The following is a 21,191-nucleotide window of genomic DNA, read 5'->3' as shown; positions in this document are numbered from 1 at the left end:
GGCTGTGAGGGGCAATGCTGATCACGGATGTTCCGGTGGACAGGCTCTTCCGGATGAGCTTGCGGTCGACCGACGACGGTGGCTACGCGGCCTTGGTCTTCCTGGTGTGCCGGGCAGCCGACGACCCGGACCGCTATCTCGGCCTGCTCCGCGACTGGAGCAGCATCCACGACGTCACAGGCCGCTACCTCGGTGTCATCACCCCGATGGTCAAAGGATCGATCCTGGTCGGCGGTCCGTACCCGGGCGGCCGTTGGGCCGCGGTTCCCGACCTGGCCTTGTTCGGTGAACGCGATCGGCTGCGGGCGGTGTCTTCGCGTTCGGTCCGGCTGGTGAAGGGTGACCCGCCTGGAAAGGTCTTCGCCGCGCCGTATCCGGTGGACAGTGATCAGCGGCACGAGACGGCTTTGTCCACCGTTGTTTCGGAGTTGCAGACCTTTTTCGGGATCGCCGAGTCGATGGTGCCCTGCGCTGTGGTCGTGTCACTACAGGAAAGGACGGCGCTCGCCGTCGAACTCCCGGGGAGCACGACCGTGTATCAGTTGCTGAAGTCGATCAAGTCGCGGATCGAACCGCTCGCGACGGAGATCAACCGGAAGGAGGCCGAACTCGCGAAGATGAAGATCGGCGGCGTGACCGTGTCCAAACTGGAGCGCTTCGAACGGGCGGTCGGGGGCATCCACCGGGAGTGGGATCACCATCGGGCCTCGATCGCTCGCCGGCTGGCCGAAGCGGCGAGCGGACGTGGCAGCGAGGAACGTTCCCTCTGCGAATGGCTGGCCGTGCGGCTGGAGTCGCCCGAACGGCTCACCGACGAAGAAGAACTCATGGCGAGACGTCTGCTGGACCTGATGCACACCGGCAAGTTCGGGACTCCCCGCCTGGTGCGGCGGGTGCTCAAGAAGCTTCGGAGTGGGTATCCGCGGGGGAATCCGCGCTACGAGGGCATGGTGAAGGGGACAGCCGCCGAGAACCCGGGATTCCTGGCCGAGTTGCGGAAGCTCAAGGCCGAACTGGTGGCGCTCCACAGCGGATTTCGGATCAGCGATGCGACGCTCGCCGTGGGGGAGGAGCTGGGGTTGGAGAACGCCGGAACGACGGGACTATTGGAGTGGCGGCAGTTTCAGTGGCCGGTCACCGTGCTCGCCCGGCCGTCGCGATCACCGTTCGCCGCGCGGCTGGGCCGCGCATGACGGACGAGCAGCCCGCGGGCCGCTACCGGACACTCCTGCTTGACCAGCTGGCCGACGAGCGGAGCAAGAAAGGCTCGATCGAGCAGCGCGGGATCGCCGTCATCACGACCTCGGGCACCCTGGTCGCCGTCACACTCGGATTCGTAGCGCTCGCCACCCGTGCACCGGGATTCACGCTGCCGCACACCGCGGTGATCCTGCTCGTTTCGGCGCTGACAGTGCTGGTCGCCGCGGCCGTGCTGGGATTGCTCATCAACGTTCCCGCCCGCGTGCCGCTCATCGACGCGGCCGACCTGATCGTCGTCGCCGAGTCGAGCGACTGGTCCATTGTGGACGGCGAAAGCGCTCGGGAGGAGTACCGGCAGCAGGCCCGGCTGCTGGCCGGGCTCAGAAAGGTGAACCGGATCCGAGCCAGGGCACTTTTCGGCGGACTGGTCCTGGAAGTGACCGCCGTCCTCGCCCAAGCGGCCAGTGTCGTGATCGTGCTGTTGCCGCTCCTGCAACGGTAGCCTCAGCGCCCTATGCTCGATGTGTCCGGAGGCGGGAGGGGCGAAATCGATGGACGAGGAACACCACGCAAGGTTGCTGGCGGAGCTGGAACAGCTGGTCGAAGACGCGGGACTCGGCTTTGTGGTCGCCCAGGAGCGGGTCATCGCGGCCGAGGGTAAGACCTTGACCTCGAAGGAGGTGTCGCAGCTCGACCTTGTGGCCCGTGGCCGGCAGGACCGCCTGTCGAAAAGTGACGTCTTCGTGAGGCCCTTGGACGTCCGTTCCAGGCTCGGGCTGCTACTCGACCTGATCGAGGTCACGACAGCGGGCACGGTCGAGATGGAGCGTGCCGTCCTGGCTGATCTCGGTGCCACCATCACCTTCGACAGCCCACCGGAAGCCGAACTGCGGGGAACGAGCGTGGAATCGTGGACGCTTTCGGAGCGGAGGGCGGCGGTCCCTGCCGTGGCCGAAGTGGTCGGTGTCATCCACGAACTGCGAGCTGTCACGGAACTACCGCGAGGGGAGTGGCTCTCGCCTTACGATCGTGACGACGACGGCCCCTCCTGGTCGGTGAGAACGCGATGACGAGCCAGGGACAAGCGCCGGGGCCCGGTACGGAACGGCGGCTGCTGGACAGGCTCAAAGCCTCGCTGCCCGCAGCGTTGCCCACGGCCCTGGCCGCGGCCGGCGCCGATCCCACGGCCGGAAACGATCTGTACGAGGCCTACCTGTTCTCGCTGGTTCTTCGTGCTGCCGGCGCTGAGGGCTACGCCGTGGACCTCCAGCAGAGTGACGGAGGGCCGACGAGCGAGTTCCGGCTGCGTCGAGGTCCCGGACGGCTGCCGACGGGTGACTTCACCCACGCGGTGCTGAGCCACCCGGGGGCAGCCAAGGGCTCGCTGGAAGTACACACTGGTATCGCCGTGATCGGGGCGAGCAAGGTGGCCCACGAGGCGGATGTCCTGGTGCTCCGCCAGGACGTGGCCGATCGTTGCCGGAGGCTTCGCATCGACCCGAACAGCGCCGGTGCGGTGATCGTGGTCGAGGGCAAGTACTACACCAGACCACTGTCCCTCGGCATGGGGCGGCAATTCCTCGGTCTCGACTCCGAAATGTCGCGCAGGGCCAAGACCATCCTGGCGGCGACGGTCGTCAACAGATCGGTGATGCACCTGCTCCAGGGCAGGGAACGAGCCTATGAACTCGGAGTGCTGCCCGGACTCAAAGCCGAGCACGACCTCAAGGAGCGATTCGCCACGATCCTGCGCGGCTACCGCAATGGTCCGTGACGTCTCAACAGGCGATCTTCCGGGCAGGCGCCACTGTGCGTGTCGGTGACTAGCCCGCTCGGGTCGGTGGTTCGGTGCGACGGAACCAATCCTACTGTTGTGTTTTGCTCCTCGGTGACCGATTCCGCTCTCGGCGCACACAATCAGGCGCTTTCATGTCGCGAGAATCGCATTAACATGGAATGCATGGGGAGGATGCGGAAAAGGAAGTCGGGATTTATCGGCCGGTATTTCGGGTATGTTCTCTTGCCGGTCATCGTGTACGGCTGGGTATCGGGGAACATGGGCGCCGCGTTCATTCTGATCGCTTCGTCGCTGACCTTGCTCTACATGCTCTTCGCCGCGCCGTCCTGGTGCATGGCGACGACGCGCGACGGGAACGGTTGCCGCCGAAACTCTTCCGGCCTGCTGTTGGGGTGCTCCCTGCGTGAGCACAAATGGCAGAAGACGAGGATGGCGTTCCGAGCCAGTAAATGGGGTGAGCTCTTCGGCCGGTTCTGGGGTAACACGGCCAATTCGGCCGCGGCCGTGAGCGCTATGGCCACGACCCTCTCCGCGCTGGTCGCCGCCGTCGCGCTCGCCACCAGGTGAGTCGGGCGGGCGTCCCGGCACCGGGGATGATCAGACGGATACGCTGGCCGTCGTGCTGATCTGGACCGCGTTGTAGATGTCCACGTCCGCTGACCCGAAGTCGACGCTGACGACCATTGCATACGGAATCCGAAGATGCCTGGTGCGGTCGTGGTCTTCCCACCAGCCCAATGCCGGATAGATGGCGATCAGCCGGTCGCCCACGAGTTCACTGGCCGTCAGATCCAGGCAGTCATACTGCACCGTGCCGCGGGCGCGGTGCAGTGACCCGACCGTCCAGTTGTATCCGCTGGTCTTGGCCTTGCTCGTTCCCGTGCTTCGTGCGAGCGCGTTGATTCTGCGCCGCATCTGGTCCTCGCTTTCGAGAGGCCCCTGCATCTCCCACCTGAGTTTTCCACCCGCGTAGCGGCGGATATCGAGCGTTTCGGTCGGCTCGACGAAATAGGCCAGCGTGACGGTCAGCCGTACCGGTGTCTCGGCGTTGTCGTTGAGAACCTGTTGGGGCAGTGGTACCCGCAGCAGGTGAGCTTGCCTGCTGCCCGGGGCGAGGGCGCCTTCGTGAACGAAGACCGGACGGTTGCTGTCCGCACCACTGGCCAGGCGAAGATCCGGGACACCGTAGCCGACCGCGCGCAACCGGTCTTTGCGGTCGCTGAACTGGTCCATCATGGCAGGTGTCCAGCGTGCGCTGTGTACATACAGGGCGCGTAAAGCGGAGGCTCCCAGGCCGGGATGCAAGCGCGCGAGCGTCGCGAGGTCGGCAGCGGCCGACGCCGCGGCCGGACTGGTGGCCCAGACCTGGGTGCTCAGTTCGCCACTACCGTGCCGATAACTCGTCGTCCACAACGACAGGTGCTGTGCTCCCGTGTTCGGCAGACCGCCCCCTGGAGCCGTATTGCCTGCCTCTTTCACGATGTCGGGTTTGATCGGCCGAGCGCTACCACCCACGTCCGTGCTGGCGTAGGGGCTCAGACCACCCGACGGTGCCAACGGAGCAGGATAAGAGCCAGTGCCCTGGGCGGCAGGACCCGCAAGACCGGTATAGCCGCCGACGGTGAGCGCATTCCACGCTTGAGCCGGCTGGCAGATCGGTTCGCCCAAGTTCACCGTGGGATAGTCCTCGGCCACCGTGGCAAGCCGGTCGTTGGGTACGTTGCCTGCGGCGACGACGATCAGCCGTCCTCGCCCGTCGTTCCAGGCGAGCCGGTCGACCCCGATCGACCACGCGGTGCGGAGTGCGGTCGGGTTGTCCGCTCCGACGCTGAGGCTGTGGACCACATTGTGGCCGTTCGCGAGATTCTCGGCTTCGACGACGGAGTTCTCCGTACGCTCCGCCCAAAGTTCCGGGTCGTCGTCCTGTGGACCGCTGGTGGGGGTGGGTATGAGGCGCATGCCGATCAGCTTGTTCCGGGGATTCAGCAAGCCTGCCGCAATTCCTTGCAGATAGTCCGGGTACGCGGCGATACCGGACATAGCGGTGCCGTGCCCGTGACGGTCCGCCGCGTCCGGCTCACCGGGTACCACACTGCCGCTTCCCAGCAAGATCGGCCGTAGGTACGGATGTGCCGGGCTGATCCCTGTGTCGTGCACGGCGACCACGGTCGCGTCTGTCGGTGGTTCGCCGACGGCTACAGGGGGTGAGGCCGATGCTTCACCCTGCAGCAATGCTTCGACGAGTCGTACACGTTGAGCGAGGTGGACTTCGTAGACCTCGGGAACCAGGCTCGGGAGTTCGGAAAGGACGTTTCCGGAGAGACGGGCCAGGAAGATGTCTCGCTCGGCTCCTTCGAACCGCGTCGGAGATCCATGGTGACCGCCCAGTTGAGCGAGCCAGTGGATCTCCTGTCGTACTCGCTCCCTGTCGTGAGCTGAGTCGAGGCTGCCGCCGCGTGTCCACAGCTCCACCCAGTACGAGGTGTTGTCGTCGATGTCGTCGGCGCTGAACTCACCCAAGCTCAGATCGGCCAGTGTGGGGACACGGAGGGAGTCGATGCGTGCTATGAGTGGCTCGTTGGAAGGCGCTCCGGACTTGGTGGTCTTGTCCCGGTACTGTTCGATCTTGCGGCGAAGCGCTCGGGCGTCCGTCCGGACGTGCACTAGCGCCTGTCCTTGGTCGATGGAGACCAGTACCGCGGATGACGACTTGTCGCCCAGGCTGTCCGCGTACTTGCTCAAGTCTGATGAACCCGTGGCCGTGATCAGCCGGCCTTCGCTTCCGGGGGCCGGAGTTGTCTGCCTTCCCTCGATTGCGTCCAGTGAGCGGAGCAACCTCGCCGCATGCTGTTGCCGGGTCCGGGCGGGTGGCGGGCGACGCTTGCCACCACCGAACGCCCGGTAGGCTTCCTCGGCCGCACGGCTGACCCGGAGCAGTGGGAGCCCTGTCCGAATCATGCTGGATCCGTCACAGACTGCCTTCCCGGGTACGGGACATCAGTTCGGTCCTGATCTCGTCGTACGCGGGGTACTCCTGATCGGCGAGAATCGCGGCCTTTCGCGCGTTGTCCACGGCGGCGCGAACCTGAGCGAAGGAGAGCCCGTGGGCCTCTCTGACGAGGTTGCCCACGGCGGCGTCGTCGAGCGGTACGGACCGAAGCAGGCGACGCAGCAGGGTCGTCAGGCCTTCGGAGTCCGGTGGGGGAAACTCGAGCACATCGTCGAAACGACGCAGAAGTGCGTGATCGAGTGCGCCTCCGATGTTGGTGGCGGCCACGATCAGGCTGTCGCTTTCATCGGCGTCCAGCAGTTGAAGAAAGGTGCCCACAACACGTTTGGCTTCACCGACGTCGAACTCGTCTCCGCGGTGCTTGCCCAGCGCGTCGAACTCGTCGAACAGATACACGGCCCGAACACGGCCGATTTGCTGGAAGATGTCGGTCAGCGTGGCCGCAGTTTCACCCAGGTAACGGTTGAACAGTACTTCGAGCCTGACTCGGGCCAGGGGGAGCTTCAGTTCCCCCGCCAGTGCGTATGCGGCCATGGTCTTGCCGCAACCGGGCGGGCCGTGCAGCAGAAGCCTTCGGCGGGCACGCAAGCCGTGCTCGGCGAGCCTGCCGGACATCCGTTGTTCGTCCAGGACTCGTTGCACGTTCGCGCGCAGGCCGGACGGCAGAACGAGTTCGCCTAGGCTGATTTCGCTGTAGCGGATGTCGAGGACGTCAGCGAGATCGCGAGGTGGCCGGGCGAGCTGGATGGGCCGTCGTGCCCCGGTCTTGCTGAAATCGGCATCCTTGGCTTCGGACAGTAGCTCCCTCAGCCGGGCGGCTTGGCGGGTGTGGCCTGCGCGTGACTCCGCCGCGATCAACTGCTTCAGCAGGTTCAGCCACCGAGTGTCGTCACCGTGTGTATGTGCACGGACCATTTCCGTGATGATCTCTGCTGTCGCCACAGTCACCTCCCCTCCAAGCGGTCATCGCTGTCCATCATCGCATGTCCCGCGGGACCCGCCAGCGCTATCCGGTCATCGAGGCGGACGAAACCCCGGTGGCGGGGCCGGTGGCGGAGGGCGCGAGCACGCCCTTGGTTCGCCACTCTCGGAGAACCCTGCGGCCGTAGTTATGCGTCCCGGCGACCCGGTCGAGATCGGCGCCGGAGGGTGTCCGTCCTAACTCCTGTTCCGCCACATAGTGGCTCCACATTCGCTGTTCGGCTGTCAGAGGGACCGCCGGACTCGATGCGTCCGAAGTCTGTCGAGCGGAGGGGATCATGGGACCTTGTGCGGGTACCTCAGGTTTTGGGGCAACGGGTTCGGTGCGGTGGCGTTTGAGGGCACGGTTGAGAAGTTCGACAGCTAGTAGCAGGGCAAGGGGTGGGCAAGCCGCGACGGCGACACCGAGTGCGCTGGTCACCGGCGCCGAGCCGATGTTCGCGCAGAGCGACAGCGAGATGCCGAAGAGGAAGCCGGCCCAGGCCGGCCACCGGCTGGAGCCGTCGCGGTTCGGTTTCCAGAGTTCGACAGTTGCGGTGGTGAGAAGGCCGTCGACGATGAGGGGCCAGATGGAGGCGGTCATGGTGTCGGCGCCGAAGCGGAGGGCGAATTGGCGTCCGTGGATGTAGGAGGCGTAGGCGGCGCCGAGGGCGACCAGGGCGGTGCAGGCACACTGGATTCGGAGCGAGACGGCGCTCACGCGGCACCTCCGGAACGGCGGCGGCCGAGTCGTGGCACCTCGACGGTGGCGGAAAGCCGCAGCTCAGAAGCTATGTCAGCCTGGGTGGAAGCTGCTCGTACCTCGTCGGGGGTACGTACAGCTTCTACCCAAAAAGCGTCGATCACTTTGATCGGCGCTTTTTGCTATTTCGGGAGCTGGCATAGCATCGGTAATCCTTTCTCCCGCTTCCGCCATCGCGGGAACTGTGTTCAGGAGGCTCAGGTCCGACGGCGTGGGTGGTGCTGGAGTTTCGATGTCTCGCGTGTCCAGCTGAGCCACTTCGGCTTGAACGGTGTTCTTGGTTGCCGCGAGCTCGTTGTAGCTTGCCGGAGCCGGGCTTCCTGTTTGCGTTCGATGTCGGTGAGCTGTCGTTGGAGGCGTTCTCTGTCTTCGGCGCGTGCTTGTGCGGCGCTGTCGTCCACAGTGGCCAAGTCGGCTGCGGAACTTCTTGGTCACCACGGCGCGGAAGCCCGCGCTCCAGCACCCGCCGGGCTATCCGGACGTGCGCCGGGCCGTTACCGAGGAACGCGACCCGACCTCCGGCCGGGTGTCCTATGTGGACTTCACCTATTCCCGCCCGACTGGACCAGGGACGACGTCATCCGTGCCGCGGAAGGCGCGTGGCAGTCGCCGGACCTGGTCCAGGACGAGCGGACCGGGGCATGGTCGGGGAAATGGGGCGACCTCGAAATCGCCGGATACTACGACCCGGCGACCGGGGAACCCCTCACCTACTTCCCGGTGCTGTTCTGACGAGCGTGACCCGAGGTCAGCTCCGGGTCATGGTGGACGGGTAGCCGCCTCCGCCGGGGTAGACCCATTCACCGGAGACTGTGGTGCCGTCCGAGTCGAACGTGCCCCGGAAGTAGGCGGGGCTGCCTTTCGCGCCGCCCCAGATGGTCAGGGTGTCGCCGTCGAGTTCGTAGACGTAGTCGAGAGTGTTCCCGGTCGAGTCGTAGAACCGGGACACCACGTCCGCGCCGGCGGGTTCGCCGAACGGGCGCAGGTTGCCGATGATCTCCATACCCGTGATCGGCTGGCCGAACTGGGTGAGTTCGACGTGCTGGAGCAGGAAGAACCCGCCCGGCATCCATTCGTACCGCACGGTGCCCTCGGCTCCGCCGGTCACCGTCCAGGTGCCCACCAGGCGGTCGAGCGCGCGCAGTTCGGAGCTGGGCCGGATGGTCGTCTCGGACACGGTGTCCTCCTTGGATCGTCTGTCAGGTACCGGTACCTCGGAGGCGCCACCGCGGAGTCGACACCCGGGAGAAGTGACCCGGAACACCTTCGAGCGAGGTCGAGATCGGCGGATCCGTGACGTGGTCGCGGTGAATGCCCATCAAGGAGGAGCCATGGCCACTGCCGCCGTCCCCGTCGTCCGTCGTCCGGCCGAGCGCCTGCTGCTTGCCGGCGCCCTCGCGCTGGCCGTGGGTGTCCGGCGTACCGTTTCCGAGGGCGTCGGCAGGCGGGCGGTGCCGGTGCTCGTCGGGATCTTCGGAGCCGGGCTGGTCGTGGCGGGCCTGTTCACCATGGACCCGGAGAAGGGCTTCCCGGTGGGCACCCCGGATGAGCCCGTCGCCCGGATGTCGTGGCACAGCGTCGTGCACTCGTCGTCCGCCGCGGTGGCGTTCACCGCGCTGGCCCTCGCGGCCATCGTGCTGGCGGTCCGGTACGGCCGCGAGCGGAAGGTGCGGCTCGCGGTGCTCGACGGCGTGGCCGCGCTGGTGTTGCTGCTGCCCATGTCGCCGGAGTTCATGACCATCCAGATCGCGGTGAACGGCCTGGTGGCGTTCACTTGGACGGCCGTCTTCGCGCTGTCGCTTCGTGACGCCGCCTGAGCCCGTACCGTTGCCCGAGCGCGATCAAGGAAGAGGAACCACCGTGAAGTACCTGCTTCTCAGTTACACCCCGGCCGCCGCCTGGGATGCCGACACCTCCGACACCCCCTCCGCCGAGGCCTTGGCCGCGTTCGCCGCCTATCAGAAGTTCGAACAGGAACTGATCGAGACCGGCGAGTTCGTCACCAGCGAGGGCCTCGGACATCCGGCGGTCAGCTTCACCGTCCGCAAGACCGAGAACGGGGCGGTGGCGACCGACGGGCCGTTCGCCGAACTCAAGGAGGTCTTGGCCAGCTTCGCGGTGATCGACGTCGCCGGTCACGAGCGAGCCATGGAGATCGCCGGGCGTATCGTCGACGCGCTGGGCGAACCGATCGAGATCCGCCCGATCATGGGTGACGACTTCACCGCATGACACGTTCCACCGGCGAAATCGAGCACCTGATGCGCACCGAAGCGCCGCAGGTGCTCGGCGCGCTGGCGCGGCGGTTCGGCCAGTTCGACATCGCCGAGGACGCGGTGCAGGAAGCGCTGCTCGCGGCGAGCCGGACCTGGGCCGCCGACGGGGTCCCGGAAAACCCGCGCAGCTGGCTGATCCGCATCGGCTACCGCAAGATGGTCGACCTGCTCCGCTCCGAGCAGGCTCGGCGCAGGCGCGAACACGAAGCCGGTCTCGGCGTGGCGGCCATGCACGAACCCGCCCGTCACGCGGGCCCGCCACCGGACACCGACGACAGCCTCACCCTGCTGTTGCTCTGCTGCCACCCCGTCTTGTCCCTGAGCTCCCAGGTGGCGCTCACGTTGCGCGCGGTGGGTGGCTTGACCACAGCCGAGATCGCCCACGCCCACGGCGCCACCGAAAACACCATGGGCACCCGGATCAGTCGCGCCAAACAGCAACTCGCCCGCGCGGGCGCCCGCTTCACCCCGCCGGCCGACAGCGACCTGGACAGCCGGATCGCCGCGGTCGCGCAGGTGCTGTACCTCATCTTCAACGAGGGCTACACGACCTCGTCCGGTGACGGCCTCACCCGAGTCGAGCTGACCCGCGAGGCGATCCGGCTCACCCGCCTGCTCCGTGCCGCGATCCCAGACGGCGGCGCGATGACCGGCGAGGTGACCGGCCTGCTGGCTCTGATGCTGCTCACCGAGGCACGGCAGCCTGCCCGCACCGGCGACGACGGCGAACTGGTACCACTGGACGAACAGGACCGGACCCGCTGGCACGCGGATCTCGTCCACGAGGGGACCGCGCTGATCGACAGCGTCTGGCACCGCCGTGAGATCGGCCCGTACCAGCTGCAGGCCGCGATCGCGGCCGTGCACGCCACGGCCGGATCGCCCGAGTGGACGGACTGGCCGCAGATCGCGGCGCTCTATCTGTGGCTCGAACGGCTCACCCCCACCGCGCCGGTCCGGCTCAGCCGGGTCGTCTCGGTGGCCAAGGCGTACGGACCCGAACGAGCGCTGACCTTGCTCGACGATCTCAACCGGCGTCACCACTTGGACCGGGATCCGCTGACCCGCCAACGTGAACGCGCGGTCCGTGCCCACCTGACCGGTGATCCGGTGCGCGCGGCAAGCCTTTACCGCGAGGCGGCGAGCCTCACCGGCAACCGCACCGAGCAGCGCTACTTGCGCGATCAGGCCGACGATCTGGACCCACCGCGCTGAGGCACGGTTACTTCTGTGGACGTGTCGGCCCTGCCGAGGTTGCTTTTACCTGATCAATCTCACCTCGGCGCATGGCCGGATCTCGCGATGGGCAGTTTTGGTGGCGAGGGCGATCGAGGTCGACACGACCGCCGATCACCGCCGGGGCCGGACAGCCCGCCCGGGTACGGCAGAAGGGGAAGACCGATGACCACTCGCACGAAGATCCGCCGGAGCGCCGCGATCCTGCTCGCCGCCGGAGCGGCGGCCGGAGCCACGGCACTGACCACCGGTACCGCCGCCGCGATGCCCACCGATTTCAACTGCACGTCGGGTCAGGTCACCAGCCGGCTCGTCTACGGCGGGGCGGGCGCGGGTGGCAGGGACGCGGCCATCCAGTTCACCGCGAAGCAGGGCGAGACCTGCACGCTGCCCGGCTCGCTGCCCATCGAACTCGTCGGCGCCCGCGACGTGACGTTGTCCTCCGACGCCGCGCCGGACGCTCCCTCGGTGGAGATCAGTGACGGGTCCTCGGCTTACCTCCCGCTGCACTGGACCGCGATCGGCTCGCCGCGGCAGGAGACGCCGCTGGCGATCACGGTCACCGCGCCCCAGGAAACCAGCCCGCGCGGCGACACCAGCGACCCGCGGATCAGCCTGCCCTGGGACTTCGGCGCGGTCAACGCCGCTCCAGAGAGCCACACCATCCGCACCGGGGCGATGACGGCAGGCCCGGCGCCCACCGTCTGACCCCGGAGTCCGCCGTCTGCCGTAGAGCGGACAAAGTGGACGCCGTGCCGATGCGTGACCAGCCAGGCTGTCTGTCCTTATTGGACGATCCAGGAGCAGTGCACCTCGTCGTGCCCCTTTTGCCGGCCGAAGTCCAGCGGTAGGGTCGGACGAAAGCGACCGCGGCTGCAGCGGGGGAAAACGTGCTGGACATCATCGGCCTGAGTGAAATCGACGTCGAAGTCTACGATGCTTTCGCCGGCACCGGGTCGATGACCGTTGCCGAAATCCGGCAACGAACCGGGCTGCCCAAACAGCAGCTGCTCCGGGTTCTGCGTGTGCTGAACGAAAAAGGTTTGCTCACCAAGCTTCCCGGTCCGGCGGAGGCCTATTCGGCGGTACGGCCGGAGATCGCGCTGGAGGCGATGCTCCGGCAGAAGGAGCAGGAACTCGCGAGTGCGCGGCTGGTCGCCGACAGGCTGCGTGAGCGGTATCGGGCGACGTCCGGTGAACGCCCGGTCGACCTCATCGAGGTGATCCACGGGAACGCGCTCATCGCCGACCGGGCCGATCAGCTGCTGCGCTCGGCCGAGCGGGAGGTCGCCTTCGTCGACAAACCGCCTTACGCGCAAACGCCGAGTGTGCTGCATCCCGCCGAACGTGATCTCCTCGGCCAGGGTGTGCGGTTTCGCGGGATTTACGAACGCAGCGCGCTGGAAATGCACGACCTGGCATCCGACCTCGAGGCGGGCCTCGCCCTCGGCGAGGAGGCCCGCGTGGTCACCGCCGCCCCGCTGAAGATGATCGTGGTCGACCAGCGAATCGGACTGGTGCCGCTGCGGTCCGATCTTCCCGAGGTCGGCACGGCACTGGTGATCCACCCGTGCGCGCTGCTCGACGCGCTCAGCGCGGTCTTCACTTTCCTTTGGCAGAGCGGGCTTCCGCTGTACCTGCCCGGCTCGGCCGAGCTGGCGGGCGTCGCCGCTTCCGACGACGCCCGCCTGCTCGCCTTGCTCACCACCGGGTTGCCCGACCGGAGCATCGCCAAACAACTCGGCATGAGCTACCGGACGTTCCAGCGGCGACTCCGCGATCTCATGACCTCCCTCGGCGCGACCACCCGATTCCAGGCCGGGCTTCAGGTCGCCACGCGGGGTTGGGTCACCTTGCCGGGGACCCAACCCTCGCGTGAGGAGGACGTCATCGAAGGCGCGGGTTCACCTTCGCCACGTCCGTGAGCGCGTAGGCCCGCTGGACCGTCTGCGTCACCGTGTTGCCCGAGCTGTCCCGTGCGTCCGAGCGCAGCCAGACGAACCCGTCGGTCGCCGCGAGTTGCGGGTGATCCACCGTCGCCGACCACAGCCCGGTCCCGTTCGGCCGGACGGTCGCCGCCGTCCAGGTGCGCCCGCCGTCCGTCGACGCCGAGACCTTCACCTGCGTCACCGGACCACCGCCGCGTGCGCCGCTGTGCGAGCCGGCGAACACGTCGAAGGTGTACGGACGTCCCGCCGGTGCGCGGCCGCCGAGATCCAGCGGCAGCCGCTGGTCCAGCTGGATGAGCGGCTGGAAGGAACACGCACTGCCCGAGACGTAGCAGGAGAACCCGGCTGGTGCCGTGGCGTTGGACCGTGCCGAGGCGAACGTCCACGACGTGTCGGTCCGTGGGGCGTTCTGGAACAGCACTCCGCTCGGTGCTCCGATCTGCGCCTGGCCGGGCATCACGTCGGTCACGTCCAGCCGATAGGTGGCGGGGGTCGGTGCGAGCCGGAACTCCGGGACGAGTGCGTACGGATCGTCCAGATTGGACCGCGGGATCTCGGTCCCGTCCCGGTACAGCCGTGCCGTGGTCGCCGTGAAGTACCGCGCGTTCTCGTAGGGATTCGAGTAGTGCCCGCCCTGGCCGGCCGTTCCGTCCATCCACTGCAACCCGGGGATGAACAGGTCGGGATCCGCGCCGCCCCGGCACATCGAGCACAGCACCGTCCAGCCGTTGGCCGTCGCCGGGTAGCGAGCCGGATGGTCGGCAGGCAGTTCCACCGTGCCGCTGTGCAGCGGTGCGCGGAACCAGTACTCGTCCGGCCTCGCCCGCTCGCCCGCGCGGTAGATGTTCTGCGCGTTCATGCTCAGCGCGGCGCGACGGCCCGCGGTGTCGGTACCGGAAAGGGTGACCACCCGTTTCCAGACCAGCCGATCGTCCGCCGGGCCGGTGTACTCCGTCCACGCGCCCGGCACCGCGATCTTCGTGCCTTGTACCGCCTGGGTCTTCCACCTGCCGGTCGGGAAGGCGTACCAGTTCTTCTGCCCGGTCAGCCCCGGCTTTTCGGCCTGATAGCTGGTTTTCGTCGCGACCAAGGATTTCTGGTCGACGCGCCGGACGAGATCCTTCGATACCCCGTTGGCGTCGAGGTAACTGAGGTTGTACATCACGTCAGGAGTCGCGCGCACCAGCAAGCGCACCGAAACCGCACCGGCTGTCCGCAGCTTCTCCCCTTCGTCCCAGCCGAGGGACAGGGTCGGCACCACCGCACTGCTGAGAGCCGGAACGCTCAGCGAACCCGGTGAACCTGCGTAGGGGATCATCGCCGCCGCACCCGCGGCGGACACCGTGCGGGCCGCGTTCGCGATGCCGGTGTTGACGGCCCCCACCGGGTCCGGTGATCCGGCCGGGACCGGAATCCGCACCAGGACGGCCTTGCCGCGGACGTCGAGACCGGCGAGATCACTCGTGCCACCCGCGCCGCCGAACACGACCGGCAGCGTTCGTTCACCGGGTGACTTCGCCGTCAGCGTCGGCACGTCGTACGCGGGGTTCAGCACGTTCGAGCCGCCGCCGACGACCTGCATTTCGACCGCGGTCTGGCTCAGCGTCGCGCTGTCCTGCAACGAAATCGCACCTGCGGACGTGGCCGCCGCCGGTGTCACTCGCACATCCCAGCCTGCTCCGCCGGACAGTCCGGCTTCGCCGACGTAGCCGTTGACGCCCGCTCCACCGGGGATCACGCGCCTCAACATCACCGTGCGGTCCCGCAGATCGGTGGGTGTGGGTGTGACCAGTCCCGCCGGCACGGCGCTCGCCGCGTTCAACACGATCTCGGCCGGGGCCGAGACGGCGACCTGCGTCGTGGTCATCGCCGACCAGCGGCGCACGGTCAGCCCGCGCTCCATCACCCAGCCCAGTGCCGAATAGCGTCCGGCGGGAACGAGCACCCGGCCGATTCCGTCGACCAAGCCGATCTGCTGGCTGACCTGGTCGAGGAACGGGTCGTTGCGGTTGCCCGCACCGGCCGAGTCGTCGATCAGCTGGGCCGAAGCGAGCTGAGCCGGGCCGCCCGCCGAGTCCCGTACCCGGATCGTCACCGGGAACAGTTCGGACGCGTTGTAGGTGCTCACGGGCGTCCGCACGGAGTTGGTCCCGTCCGCGGTCGTGGCCACCACTGCGCCGCCGTAGACGCCCGCCACCCCTTCGCTCGGATTCACGGCGAGGTCGACGGTGGTGGTGGATTTCGGCGGGACCGTCAGATCGGACTTCGCCAGGTGCATCCCGGTGCCCGGCTTGGCGCCGTTGTCCCAGGGCTGCACGGTCAGCTTCAGGTTCAGCGCCATCGGCTGCGTCCCGGAGTTGGTGTAGGACAGTTGCCGGACGACCTGCGCCGAGGCGTTGGTCGTCCGCTCGTTGCGACCGAAGCTCGCGACCGCGGTGCCTGTCGCCTTCTGGGAGACCGCCCGTGCGACGTCGAGAAGTCCGGCTCCCTGCTCGTACCACCGGAGGCCGACGTCCTTGGCCGTGGTGACGAGCGTGTTCTTCAGTGCCTGCCCGGTCAGCCCCGGTTGCTGCTGCAGCAGGATCGCCGCGGCACCCGCGACGTGCGGAGTCGCCATCGAAGTACCCGACGCCGCGGTGTAGTTGTCGTCCACCGGGTCGCCCATCGCCGTGTCCGCGGCCCTGGCGGCCACGATCCCGACGCCCGGCGCGGTGATCTCCGGCTTGACCGCGGCGTCCCGCATCCGCGGGCCGCGGCTGCTGAACCACGCGATCTTGTTGTCCCTGTCGACCGCCCCGACCGTGAGCGCGGACGTCGCCGTCCCCGGCGTCGTGACGGTTCGATCGCCCGGCCCGGAGTTCCCGGACGCGACCACGAACAGCGCGCCGGTCTTCGCCGAAAGCGTGTCGATCTGTTCGCTCAACGGGTCGGCTCCGTCGGTGATGCCGGCGCCGAGGCTGAGGTTCACGATCTTCGCGCCCTGCGCGACGGCCCAGTCGATCCCGGCCATGACCTGTGCGGTGTCACCCTCGCCGGAAGCGTCGAAAACCTTGGCCACCACCAGCTTCGCGTCCGGTGCCACGCCCTTGTACCGGCCGCCCGAAGCCGCGCCGGTACCGGCGATGATCGACGCGCAGTGGGTGCCGTGGCCGTAGCGGTCCACGATGTCGCCTTCTCCGCTGAAGTCCGCCGAGGCGATCGTCTTGCCCGCCAGGTCGGGATGTTTCTCGTCGATCCCGGTGTCCACCACCGCGACTGTGGCCCCCTTCCCGGTCCACCCGCCGCTCCACGCCGCGGGCGCACCGACCTGCGCGGTGCTCTTGTCCAGTGCCACCCGGACCTTCCTGTCCAGCCGGACCTGCGAAATCCCTTGGCTCAGAACGGGTTTCCCGGCTGGATCGAACGCGACGAGCGAACGCCAGAAGTCTCCCGTCCCGGCTTTCTTGACCTGCACTCCCACCCCGTTGGCGGTGACGAGCGGGGTGAGTCGCTGGGTTTGCGGGAGCGTCTTCGCCTTCGAATCCAGCGACTGTGCGGACAGGCCCGCCCGGTCGCCGTAGCGCACGATGACGGGGATCGTGGCGCTCGCCGTGTCGTCACGCCGGTCTCCGACGAGCGTGGTGACGTTGAACAGCTCCCGGCCGAGCAAACCCTTGCTGACAAACGGAAGCGCGTCCGACGGATACACCGTCATCCCTTCGGCCGTGCTCGTGATCTGGAACGCCGGGCTCGGCCGGTCCGGCCGCACCGCGGGTTCGACCTGTGCGCTGTCGTGTCCGGCGCCGTCCCGTTCGTAGGTCACGACGTCGCCGGTGAGCAACGTGACACGATGGACGTCCGGCTGACCGGCGGCAGGGGTGGGTCTCGGTACGGCGGCTGTCGCGGCGGTCGCGGTCACCGTCAGCGGGGAGAGTGCGACCAGTGCGGAGACCGCCAGGATCGCCACCGGGTGTCTGGGGTGTCTCGTCAAATGAGGGGAACGGGGGAACATCGAGCCTCACTCTCCTCGGATAGTGAGAAGCGGCCGTGGACACGGCCGCCGCGAAGATGGAGTTTCCCGAGGATGAGGCAGGAGTTGCCGGATGAACACAATTCTCGTTGGCGGTATGTCGCCGTTGGCGAGATACCGCCATGGAAGAGCCCGGACCGCCGACGGCGGCCCGGGCCCGGTCTAGAGGGGTCGGCTCACTGACCCGCGCTGCGCAGCTGCAGCGAGAAGTCCTGCCGGTTGTTGTCGGTGTCGGTGCTCAGGATGTTGCGGGTGTTCGACGCGTTGAGCTGGTCGGTGGCGGCGCTCTCCGGAGACGCGGCCTGACCTTCACGCGCGGGCAGGACCGCGTTGCTGAAGGCGACACCGTCGAGCTTCGTGCCGGCCAGGTTCTGCACCGTGACGCCACCCGTGGTCGGGATGCCGTCGACGCCGGCCAGCGTGAACGGCACGACGTTCGTCTGGTCGGCGATGGTTCCGGAGAAGTTCTGCCCGACGAGCACCACGTACTGGCCGGCGGTGCCCTTCGGCTGCAGAACCGTGCCCGCCGGCATGACGACCGTGTCGGTCAGGATGCCCGACGGCGAGTAGATGCGGACCAGGTAGCCGCTGATGTCCTGCACCTGGCTCGAGATGTTGCGCAGCTCGATGAACTCGTCGAGCTGACCGTTCAGACCGCGGGTCGAAACCTCGTTGACGACCACGGTGGACGAGACGAGCGGCGCGACCTCGGTGCCCTCGGTCTCACCGGCCGCGTTCGCGACACCGCCCGCCATACCCATCGCCAGCATTGCGAATACCGCCGAGGCGCCCAGAATTCGTCGCACGATAAATTCCTTTCAGCTTTTTTGCGGGGGATTAATGTCGGACCGGAATCCTTTCCGCCGGTGCCGACCAGATAAGTATCCGAGAACCGGGGTGCCGCCGGGAAGGGGCCAGTTTTCCGGTACTTTCCCGTCAATCGATAACCGTCCACCGGCGCTCGGGAGCGCTCTTCCGGCGTTGTCCTCTCGCGACCGCGGCAGCGAGTTCGAGCTCCCGGCCGGACGTGTCCAGCACGTCGCTGAGCCACTGCCGCCAGTACGGACCGGGGATACGTTTTCCCCGCTCCCAGCGGGAAACCTCCTCCCGGGTGACACTGTCGTTGCCGGAGAGGGTATGCAACTTCGCGACCAGGTCACACTGTGACCAGCCTTTCGCGATTCGTTGTTCGGCGAGCAGTTCGCACAGCGGGGTCGTATCCCCGCGGTTGCCGTTCGCGGCCACGACCGCACCTTTCCGGTACTGGTGCAAGGAGTTGAATACGGATTGGCTGATGGCCTTCAGTCGAGTGGCAGTACGCAGCCGAAGTCGGCCTTGTTGTTGTCGGTGTCACGACTGACGGCGTCCCTTGCCTGAGCGAAACCGGGACAGGCGAGGGCGGCCTGATTCTCGCGGCAGGGCGACGACGGCGCCCATCCGATGCTGTCGACCTTGGCTCCGCGCCGGTCCAGCAACATCTCGCCGTCCCCGACGATCGCCTCGACGACCATCTGCTGCACGGTTCCGCCGAAGCCCTGTCCGGTGATGAGGAAGTGCTCACCGGCGGGGATCTCGCTCCCGGCCGGCATGGTGGCCAGCTCGACGGGTGCGGCTCCGCCTGTGCACGCTTGAACGGACCAGCCACCGATGTCCAGGGTGGCGCCGCTGGTGTTGTGCAGGTCGATGTAGCCTGCCGGGCCGCCGAGCACCTCGTGGATCTTGGCCGACGAAGACCGGACGGTATCCGGAGCGGGGGTTCCGGCGAGCGCGAGGATCAGGAGCAGGGAACCTGACTTCGTCATGACAGCAACGCTAGAAAAACGATCTCGGCGCCGCAGGATACGGCAGGTACCGAACCTGATCCGGTCTCGGTACTTCCGGTACGTCGCTCACTCGACCGGCCTAGCATCGGTACCCGGCCAGCCGGTCCGCGGCGTATGACTCGCCTTCGCGCGAGGTCGTCTCCAGCCGCGGCAGCGGGTTGCCGCCCGGCCGGAATCGCAGTTCGCGGAAGAGGTCACGCCTGCTGCCGAAGCCCAGCTTCTGCAGGATCCGGCTGACGTAGTTCTTCACCGTCTGCGTCGCGAGGTGCAGCTCTTCGGCGATCTCGTCGTTCGACCACCGGTACAGGATCAACGCGAGGATCTCCTCCTCCCGCCCGGTCATCAGGCTCGCGTACTGCACGGCTTCGGTGACCACCGGCGGGGTTCCGCCGGCCTGCAGGCACACCCGCTGACCGGCGAGAGTGGAGCGTACCGCCGACAGCACCTGGCCGACGCCGGCGGACTTGTGCACGAAGCTGTCCGCGCCCGCGTTCAGCGCCGTGGCGATGGCCGAAGGCGAGGCGTCACCGGCGAAGACCAGGACGGTCACGCGCTCGAAATGCTTCTTGACGAACCGGCAGATCGCGGTCCCGGCGGGTTCGCCCCAGATCGACAGCTCGGTGATGACCATGTCGGGATGGCTTTTTTCGCACTGCCACAACGCTTCCGGCTCGCTCGCGGCTTCGGCCACCGCCTCCACCCCTGCCGAATCCTGCAACAGCCTGCTGAGCGCGTATCTGATGAGGGGCTGATCGTCTACTACAAGCGTGGTGACGCGGTTCATGGTTCCCCTTGGGTGTTTGACGGGCGCCCGGCGTGGCCCGGGCCGTGCGGTCGGCCCGGGCCGGGCGGTGCCCGCATTCGCCGAGAACAGGGTCGCTCGCTCGGGCGATCCGTCAAACCGACCGCCGCGGCGACGTCGGTACTCATTTTCGCCGAATCCTCTTTCGTCGCGGTCCGGCATGGATCTTCCCTCTTCTCCTCGCGGGTGAGGACCAGCAATCGGGTGACAAGGGAGAAATGGTGCCGAACGAGGTGGCCGGATTTGGGCCGGACGGCGGAACGGGGATACAGATTCCGAGCGCGCCGCACTGGACACGTGGAAAGCCGTGGCCTGGTCGGGCTGTCAAGCTTCACTTGGGGAAGGATGATCCTATGGGCTCGGTTTCATTCGGTTCCCGCCGGATGCCGAACCGGCGATCGGCATATCGGGTCGCGCCCGTTCATCGTACTGGCTTGGTTCTTTTCGTTGAAAAACTCGCCGAGATCGGGTTTTCGTGATCTTGTCTGATAACGCCATCGGGAAGTGATATTTCGTGGATCCGCTTCCGGTAAAGGGTTCATACCTCGCGCTTCGGTGACGAAGTGCGATCGCCTGCCGTCGGGCGTCTGGCCGGTCAGCCGATCGGTCCCGCTCAGAGCACGTGCATCCGAACGGGAAGCTTCCCGGTGGGTGCGAATCCGAACGCCTGCCGGGGCGGGCCCGCGTCGCCGGGCGATCGGCGATGACTTCCGCGGGTGAAAATTCTTGGACGTCCGGACAAGTTACCGGCGTCGGCGTGATCGCGCGTCGTGGGCCCGGTTTCGCCGTTCGTCAGCGATCATCTCGAGTGCGGCGATGCCGTTCTGCCATTCCGGCGTGGCGGTTTCCGTAGCTGTGGCGATCCGGTCGCCGGATTGTTCGGGTGCGGGCCGGAATTGGATGAGGAATCTTTCGATACCGCGAATCGGTTGGTCTCCCGCGGTGGTTGCCGCGTCCTCCAACGCACGTCTGGTGCGGTCACGATCAGTCGTGTGGACGCGCACATCGTAGGTGCCGGGCGCTTCGAGATCGAAGGTGCCGAAAATCTCTTCGCGTGCGGGGTTCCAGGTGTTCAGTCTGCCGCTGGAGAAGTGGCAGCGGCCTTGTCGATGAAGGTCCCAGCCGGGGTCGAGGGTGGAGGGTGTGATGTCCCAGCGCTGGAGTAGCGCTTCGACGACATGCCATTCTCCCGAAGCGCCGCAGACAGCGATCTGGTCGTCGGTGGTGAGCAGCCAGTCGCCGGGCCCGCGAAAGGTGGGGATTGTCGGCCACTCAAGGGCTTCGTCCTCGATGAGGAAGTGCCCTTCGACGATCCTGACCTGGACGGTGGACTGAACGAGCGGCCGACTCATGGGGCCAATCTAT

At 67.2% G+C, this 21,191-nt stretch carries 20 protein-coding genes; 10 read left to right on the top strand and 10 right to left on the bottom strand.

What is annotated here, in order from left to right:
- The first annotated feature begins 53 nt into the window (after nucleotides 1-53).
- The 5 genes from ACFOSH_RS26800 (at nucleotide 54) to ACFOSH_RS26780 (ending at nucleotide 3,565) form a co-directional block, all read left to right on the top strand.
- Entirely contained in the window at nucleotides 54-1,193 is a 1,140-nt protein-coding gene (locus ACFOSH_RS26800; protein ID WP_378241829.1) for a hypothetical protein, read from the top strand.
- Nucleotides 1,190-1,702: a hypothetical protein gene (locus ACFOSH_RS26795; protein WP_378241828.1), complete on the top strand. Its 513-nt coding sequence runs from the start codon at nucleotides 1,190-1,192 to the stop codon at nucleotides 1,700-1,702. Before ACFOSH_RS26800 ends, ACFOSH_RS26795 begins: the two co-directional genes overlap by 4 nt.
- 49 nt (nucleotides 1,703-1,751) lie before the next feature.
- Nucleotides 1,752-2,270: a hypothetical protein gene (locus ACFOSH_RS26790; protein ID WP_378241827.1), complete on the top strand. Its 519-nt coding sequence runs from the start codon at nucleotides 1,752-1,754 to the stop codon at nucleotides 2,268-2,270.
- Complete coding sequence (locus tag ACFOSH_RS26785; protein WP_378241826.1) at nucleotides 2,267-2,974, top strand: hypothetical protein; 708 nt, start codon at nucleotides 2,267-2,269, stop codon at nucleotides 2,972-2,974. The genes ACFOSH_RS26790 and ACFOSH_RS26785 overlap by 4 nt, the downstream gene beginning before the upstream one ends.
- A 186-nt stretch (nucleotides 2,975-3,160) precedes the next feature.
- On the top strand, nucleotides 3,161-3,565 hold the full coding sequence (locus ACFOSH_RS26780) for a hypothetical protein (protein WP_378241825.1): 405 nt from the start codon (nucleotides 3,161-3,163) through the stop codon (nucleotides 3,563-3,565).
- 30 nt (nucleotides 3,566-3,595) lie between these two features.
- Here ACFOSH_RS26780 and ACFOSH_RS26775 read toward each other — a convergent pair whose 3' ends face one another.
- The 4 genes from ACFOSH_RS26775 to ACFOSH_RS26760 form a co-directional block, all read right to left on the bottom strand.
- A complete protein-coding gene (locus ACFOSH_RS26775) occupies nucleotides 3,596-5,740 on the bottom strand; it encodes a S8 family peptidase (protein ID WP_378241824.1) in 2,145 nt (714 codons plus the stop codon).
- Nucleotides 5,741-5,966: 226 nt separating this feature from the next.
- Nucleotides 5,967-6,950: an AAA family ATPase gene (locus tag ACFOSH_RS26770; protein ID WP_378241823.1), complete on the bottom strand. Its 984-nt coding sequence runs from the start codon at nucleotides 6,948-6,950 to the stop codon at nucleotides 5,967-5,969.
- Nucleotides 6,951-7,014: 64 nt separating this feature from the next.
- Nucleotides 7,015-7,689 (bottom strand): DUF2637 domain-containing protein, encoded by a 675-nt coding sequence (locus ACFOSH_RS26765; protein ID WP_378241822.1) that lies wholly within the window; start codon nucleotides 7,687-7,689, stop codon nucleotides 7,015-7,017.
- Between the two features lie 790 nt (nucleotides 7,690-8,479).
- On the bottom strand, nucleotides 8,480-8,908 hold the full coding sequence (locus ACFOSH_RS26760; RefSeq protein WP_378241821.1) for a hypothetical protein: 429 nt from the start codon (nucleotides 8,906-8,908) through the stop codon (nucleotides 8,480-8,482).
- A gap of 154 nt (nucleotides 8,909-9,062) precedes the next feature.
- Between ACFOSH_RS26760 and ACFOSH_RS26755 the strand changes: the two genes are divergently transcribed.
- The 5 genes from ACFOSH_RS26755 to ACFOSH_RS26735 all read left to right on the top strand — a co-directional run bounded on the left by ACFOSH_RS26755 (nucleotide 9,063) and on the right by ACFOSH_RS26735 (nucleotide 13,168).
- A complete protein-coding gene (locus ACFOSH_RS26755; protein WP_378241820.1) occupies nucleotides 9,063-9,548 on the top strand; it encodes a DUF998 domain-containing protein in 486 nt (161 codons plus the stop codon).
- A 43-nt stretch (nucleotides 9,549-9,591) separates the two neighbouring features.
- A complete protein-coding gene (locus tag ACFOSH_RS26750) occupies nucleotides 9,592-9,963 on the top strand; it encodes a YciI family protein (RefSeq protein ID WP_378241819.1) in 372 nt (123 codons plus the stop codon).
- Entirely contained in the window at nucleotides 9,960-11,222 is a 1,263-nt protein-coding gene (locus ACFOSH_RS26745) for an RNA polymerase sigma factor (RefSeq protein ID WP_378241818.1), read from the top strand. Before ACFOSH_RS26750 ends, ACFOSH_RS26745 begins: the two co-directional genes overlap by 4 nt.
- 186 nt (nucleotides 11,223-11,408) lie before the next feature.
- The gene (locus tag ACFOSH_RS26740; protein WP_378241817.1) at nucleotides 11,409-11,951 is read left to right on the top strand and encodes a DUF4232 domain-containing protein; all 543 of its coding nucleotides are present in this window, start codon (nucleotides 11,409-11,411) and stop codon (nucleotides 11,949-11,951) included.
- 182 nt (nucleotides 11,952-12,133) lie between these two features.
- A complete protein-coding gene (locus ACFOSH_RS26735) occupies nucleotides 12,134-13,168 on the top strand; it encodes a helix-turn-helix domain-containing protein (RefSeq protein ID WP_378241816.1) in 1,035 nt (344 codons plus the stop codon).
- Here the strand turns inward: ACFOSH_RS26735 and ACFOSH_RS26730 are convergent.
- The 6 genes from ACFOSH_RS26730 to ACFOSH_RS26705 form a co-directional block, all read right to left on the bottom strand.
- Entirely contained in the window at nucleotides 13,131-17,138 is a 4,008-nt protein-coding gene (locus tag ACFOSH_RS26730; protein WP_378241815.1) for a S8 family serine peptidase, read from the bottom strand. The two genes, ACFOSH_RS26735 and ACFOSH_RS26730, sit on opposite strands and share 38 nt — an antisense overlap.
- 239 nt (nucleotides 17,139-17,377) lie before the next feature.
- On the bottom strand, nucleotides 17,378-18,007 hold the full coding sequence (locus tag ACFOSH_RS26725) for a lamin tail domain-containing protein (RefSeq protein WP_378241814.1): 630 nt from the start codon (nucleotides 18,005-18,007) through the stop codon (nucleotides 17,378-17,380).
- Nucleotides 18,008-18,137: 130 nt separating this feature from the next.
- Nucleotides 18,138-18,446 carry a helix-turn-helix domain-containing protein gene (locus ACFOSH_RS26720; RefSeq protein ID WP_378241813.1) on the bottom strand — a complete coding sequence of 103 codons (309 nt, stop codon included), beginning with the start codon at nucleotides 18,444-18,446 and terminating at the stop codon, nucleotides 18,138-18,140.
- Nucleotides 18,447-18,502: 56 nt separating this feature from the next.
- Nucleotides 18,503-19,003, bottom strand: coding sequence for a lamin tail domain-containing protein (locus ACFOSH_RS26715; RefSeq protein ID WP_378241812.1), 501 nt, complete (start codon nucleotides 19,001-19,003; stop codon nucleotides 18,503-18,505).
- A gap of 100 nt (nucleotides 19,004-19,103) precedes the next feature.
- Nucleotides 19,104-19,808 (bottom strand): response regulator transcription factor, encoded by a 705-nt coding sequence (locus tag ACFOSH_RS26710; protein WP_378241811.1) that lies wholly within the window; start codon nucleotides 19,806-19,808, stop codon nucleotides 19,104-19,106.
- 761 nt (nucleotides 19,809-20,569) lie between these two features.
- Nucleotides 20,570-21,178 carry a hypothetical protein gene (locus ACFOSH_RS26705; RefSeq protein ID WP_378241810.1) on the bottom strand — a complete coding sequence of 203 codons (609 nt, stop codon included), beginning with the start codon at nucleotides 21,176-21,178 and terminating at the stop codon, nucleotides 20,570-20,572.
- Nucleotides 21,179-21,191 lie beyond the last annotated feature (13 nt).

Origin of the sequence: Amycolatopsis speibonae (assembly GCF_042647925.1) — a bacterium.
Lineage (GTDB): Bacteria > Actinomycetota > Actinomycetes > Mycobacteriales > Pseudonocardiaceae > Amycolatopsis > Amycolatopsis speibonae.
The sequence above is the reverse complement of the archived record's forward strand: the minus strand, read 5'-3'. Positions and strand labels throughout refer to the sequence as shown.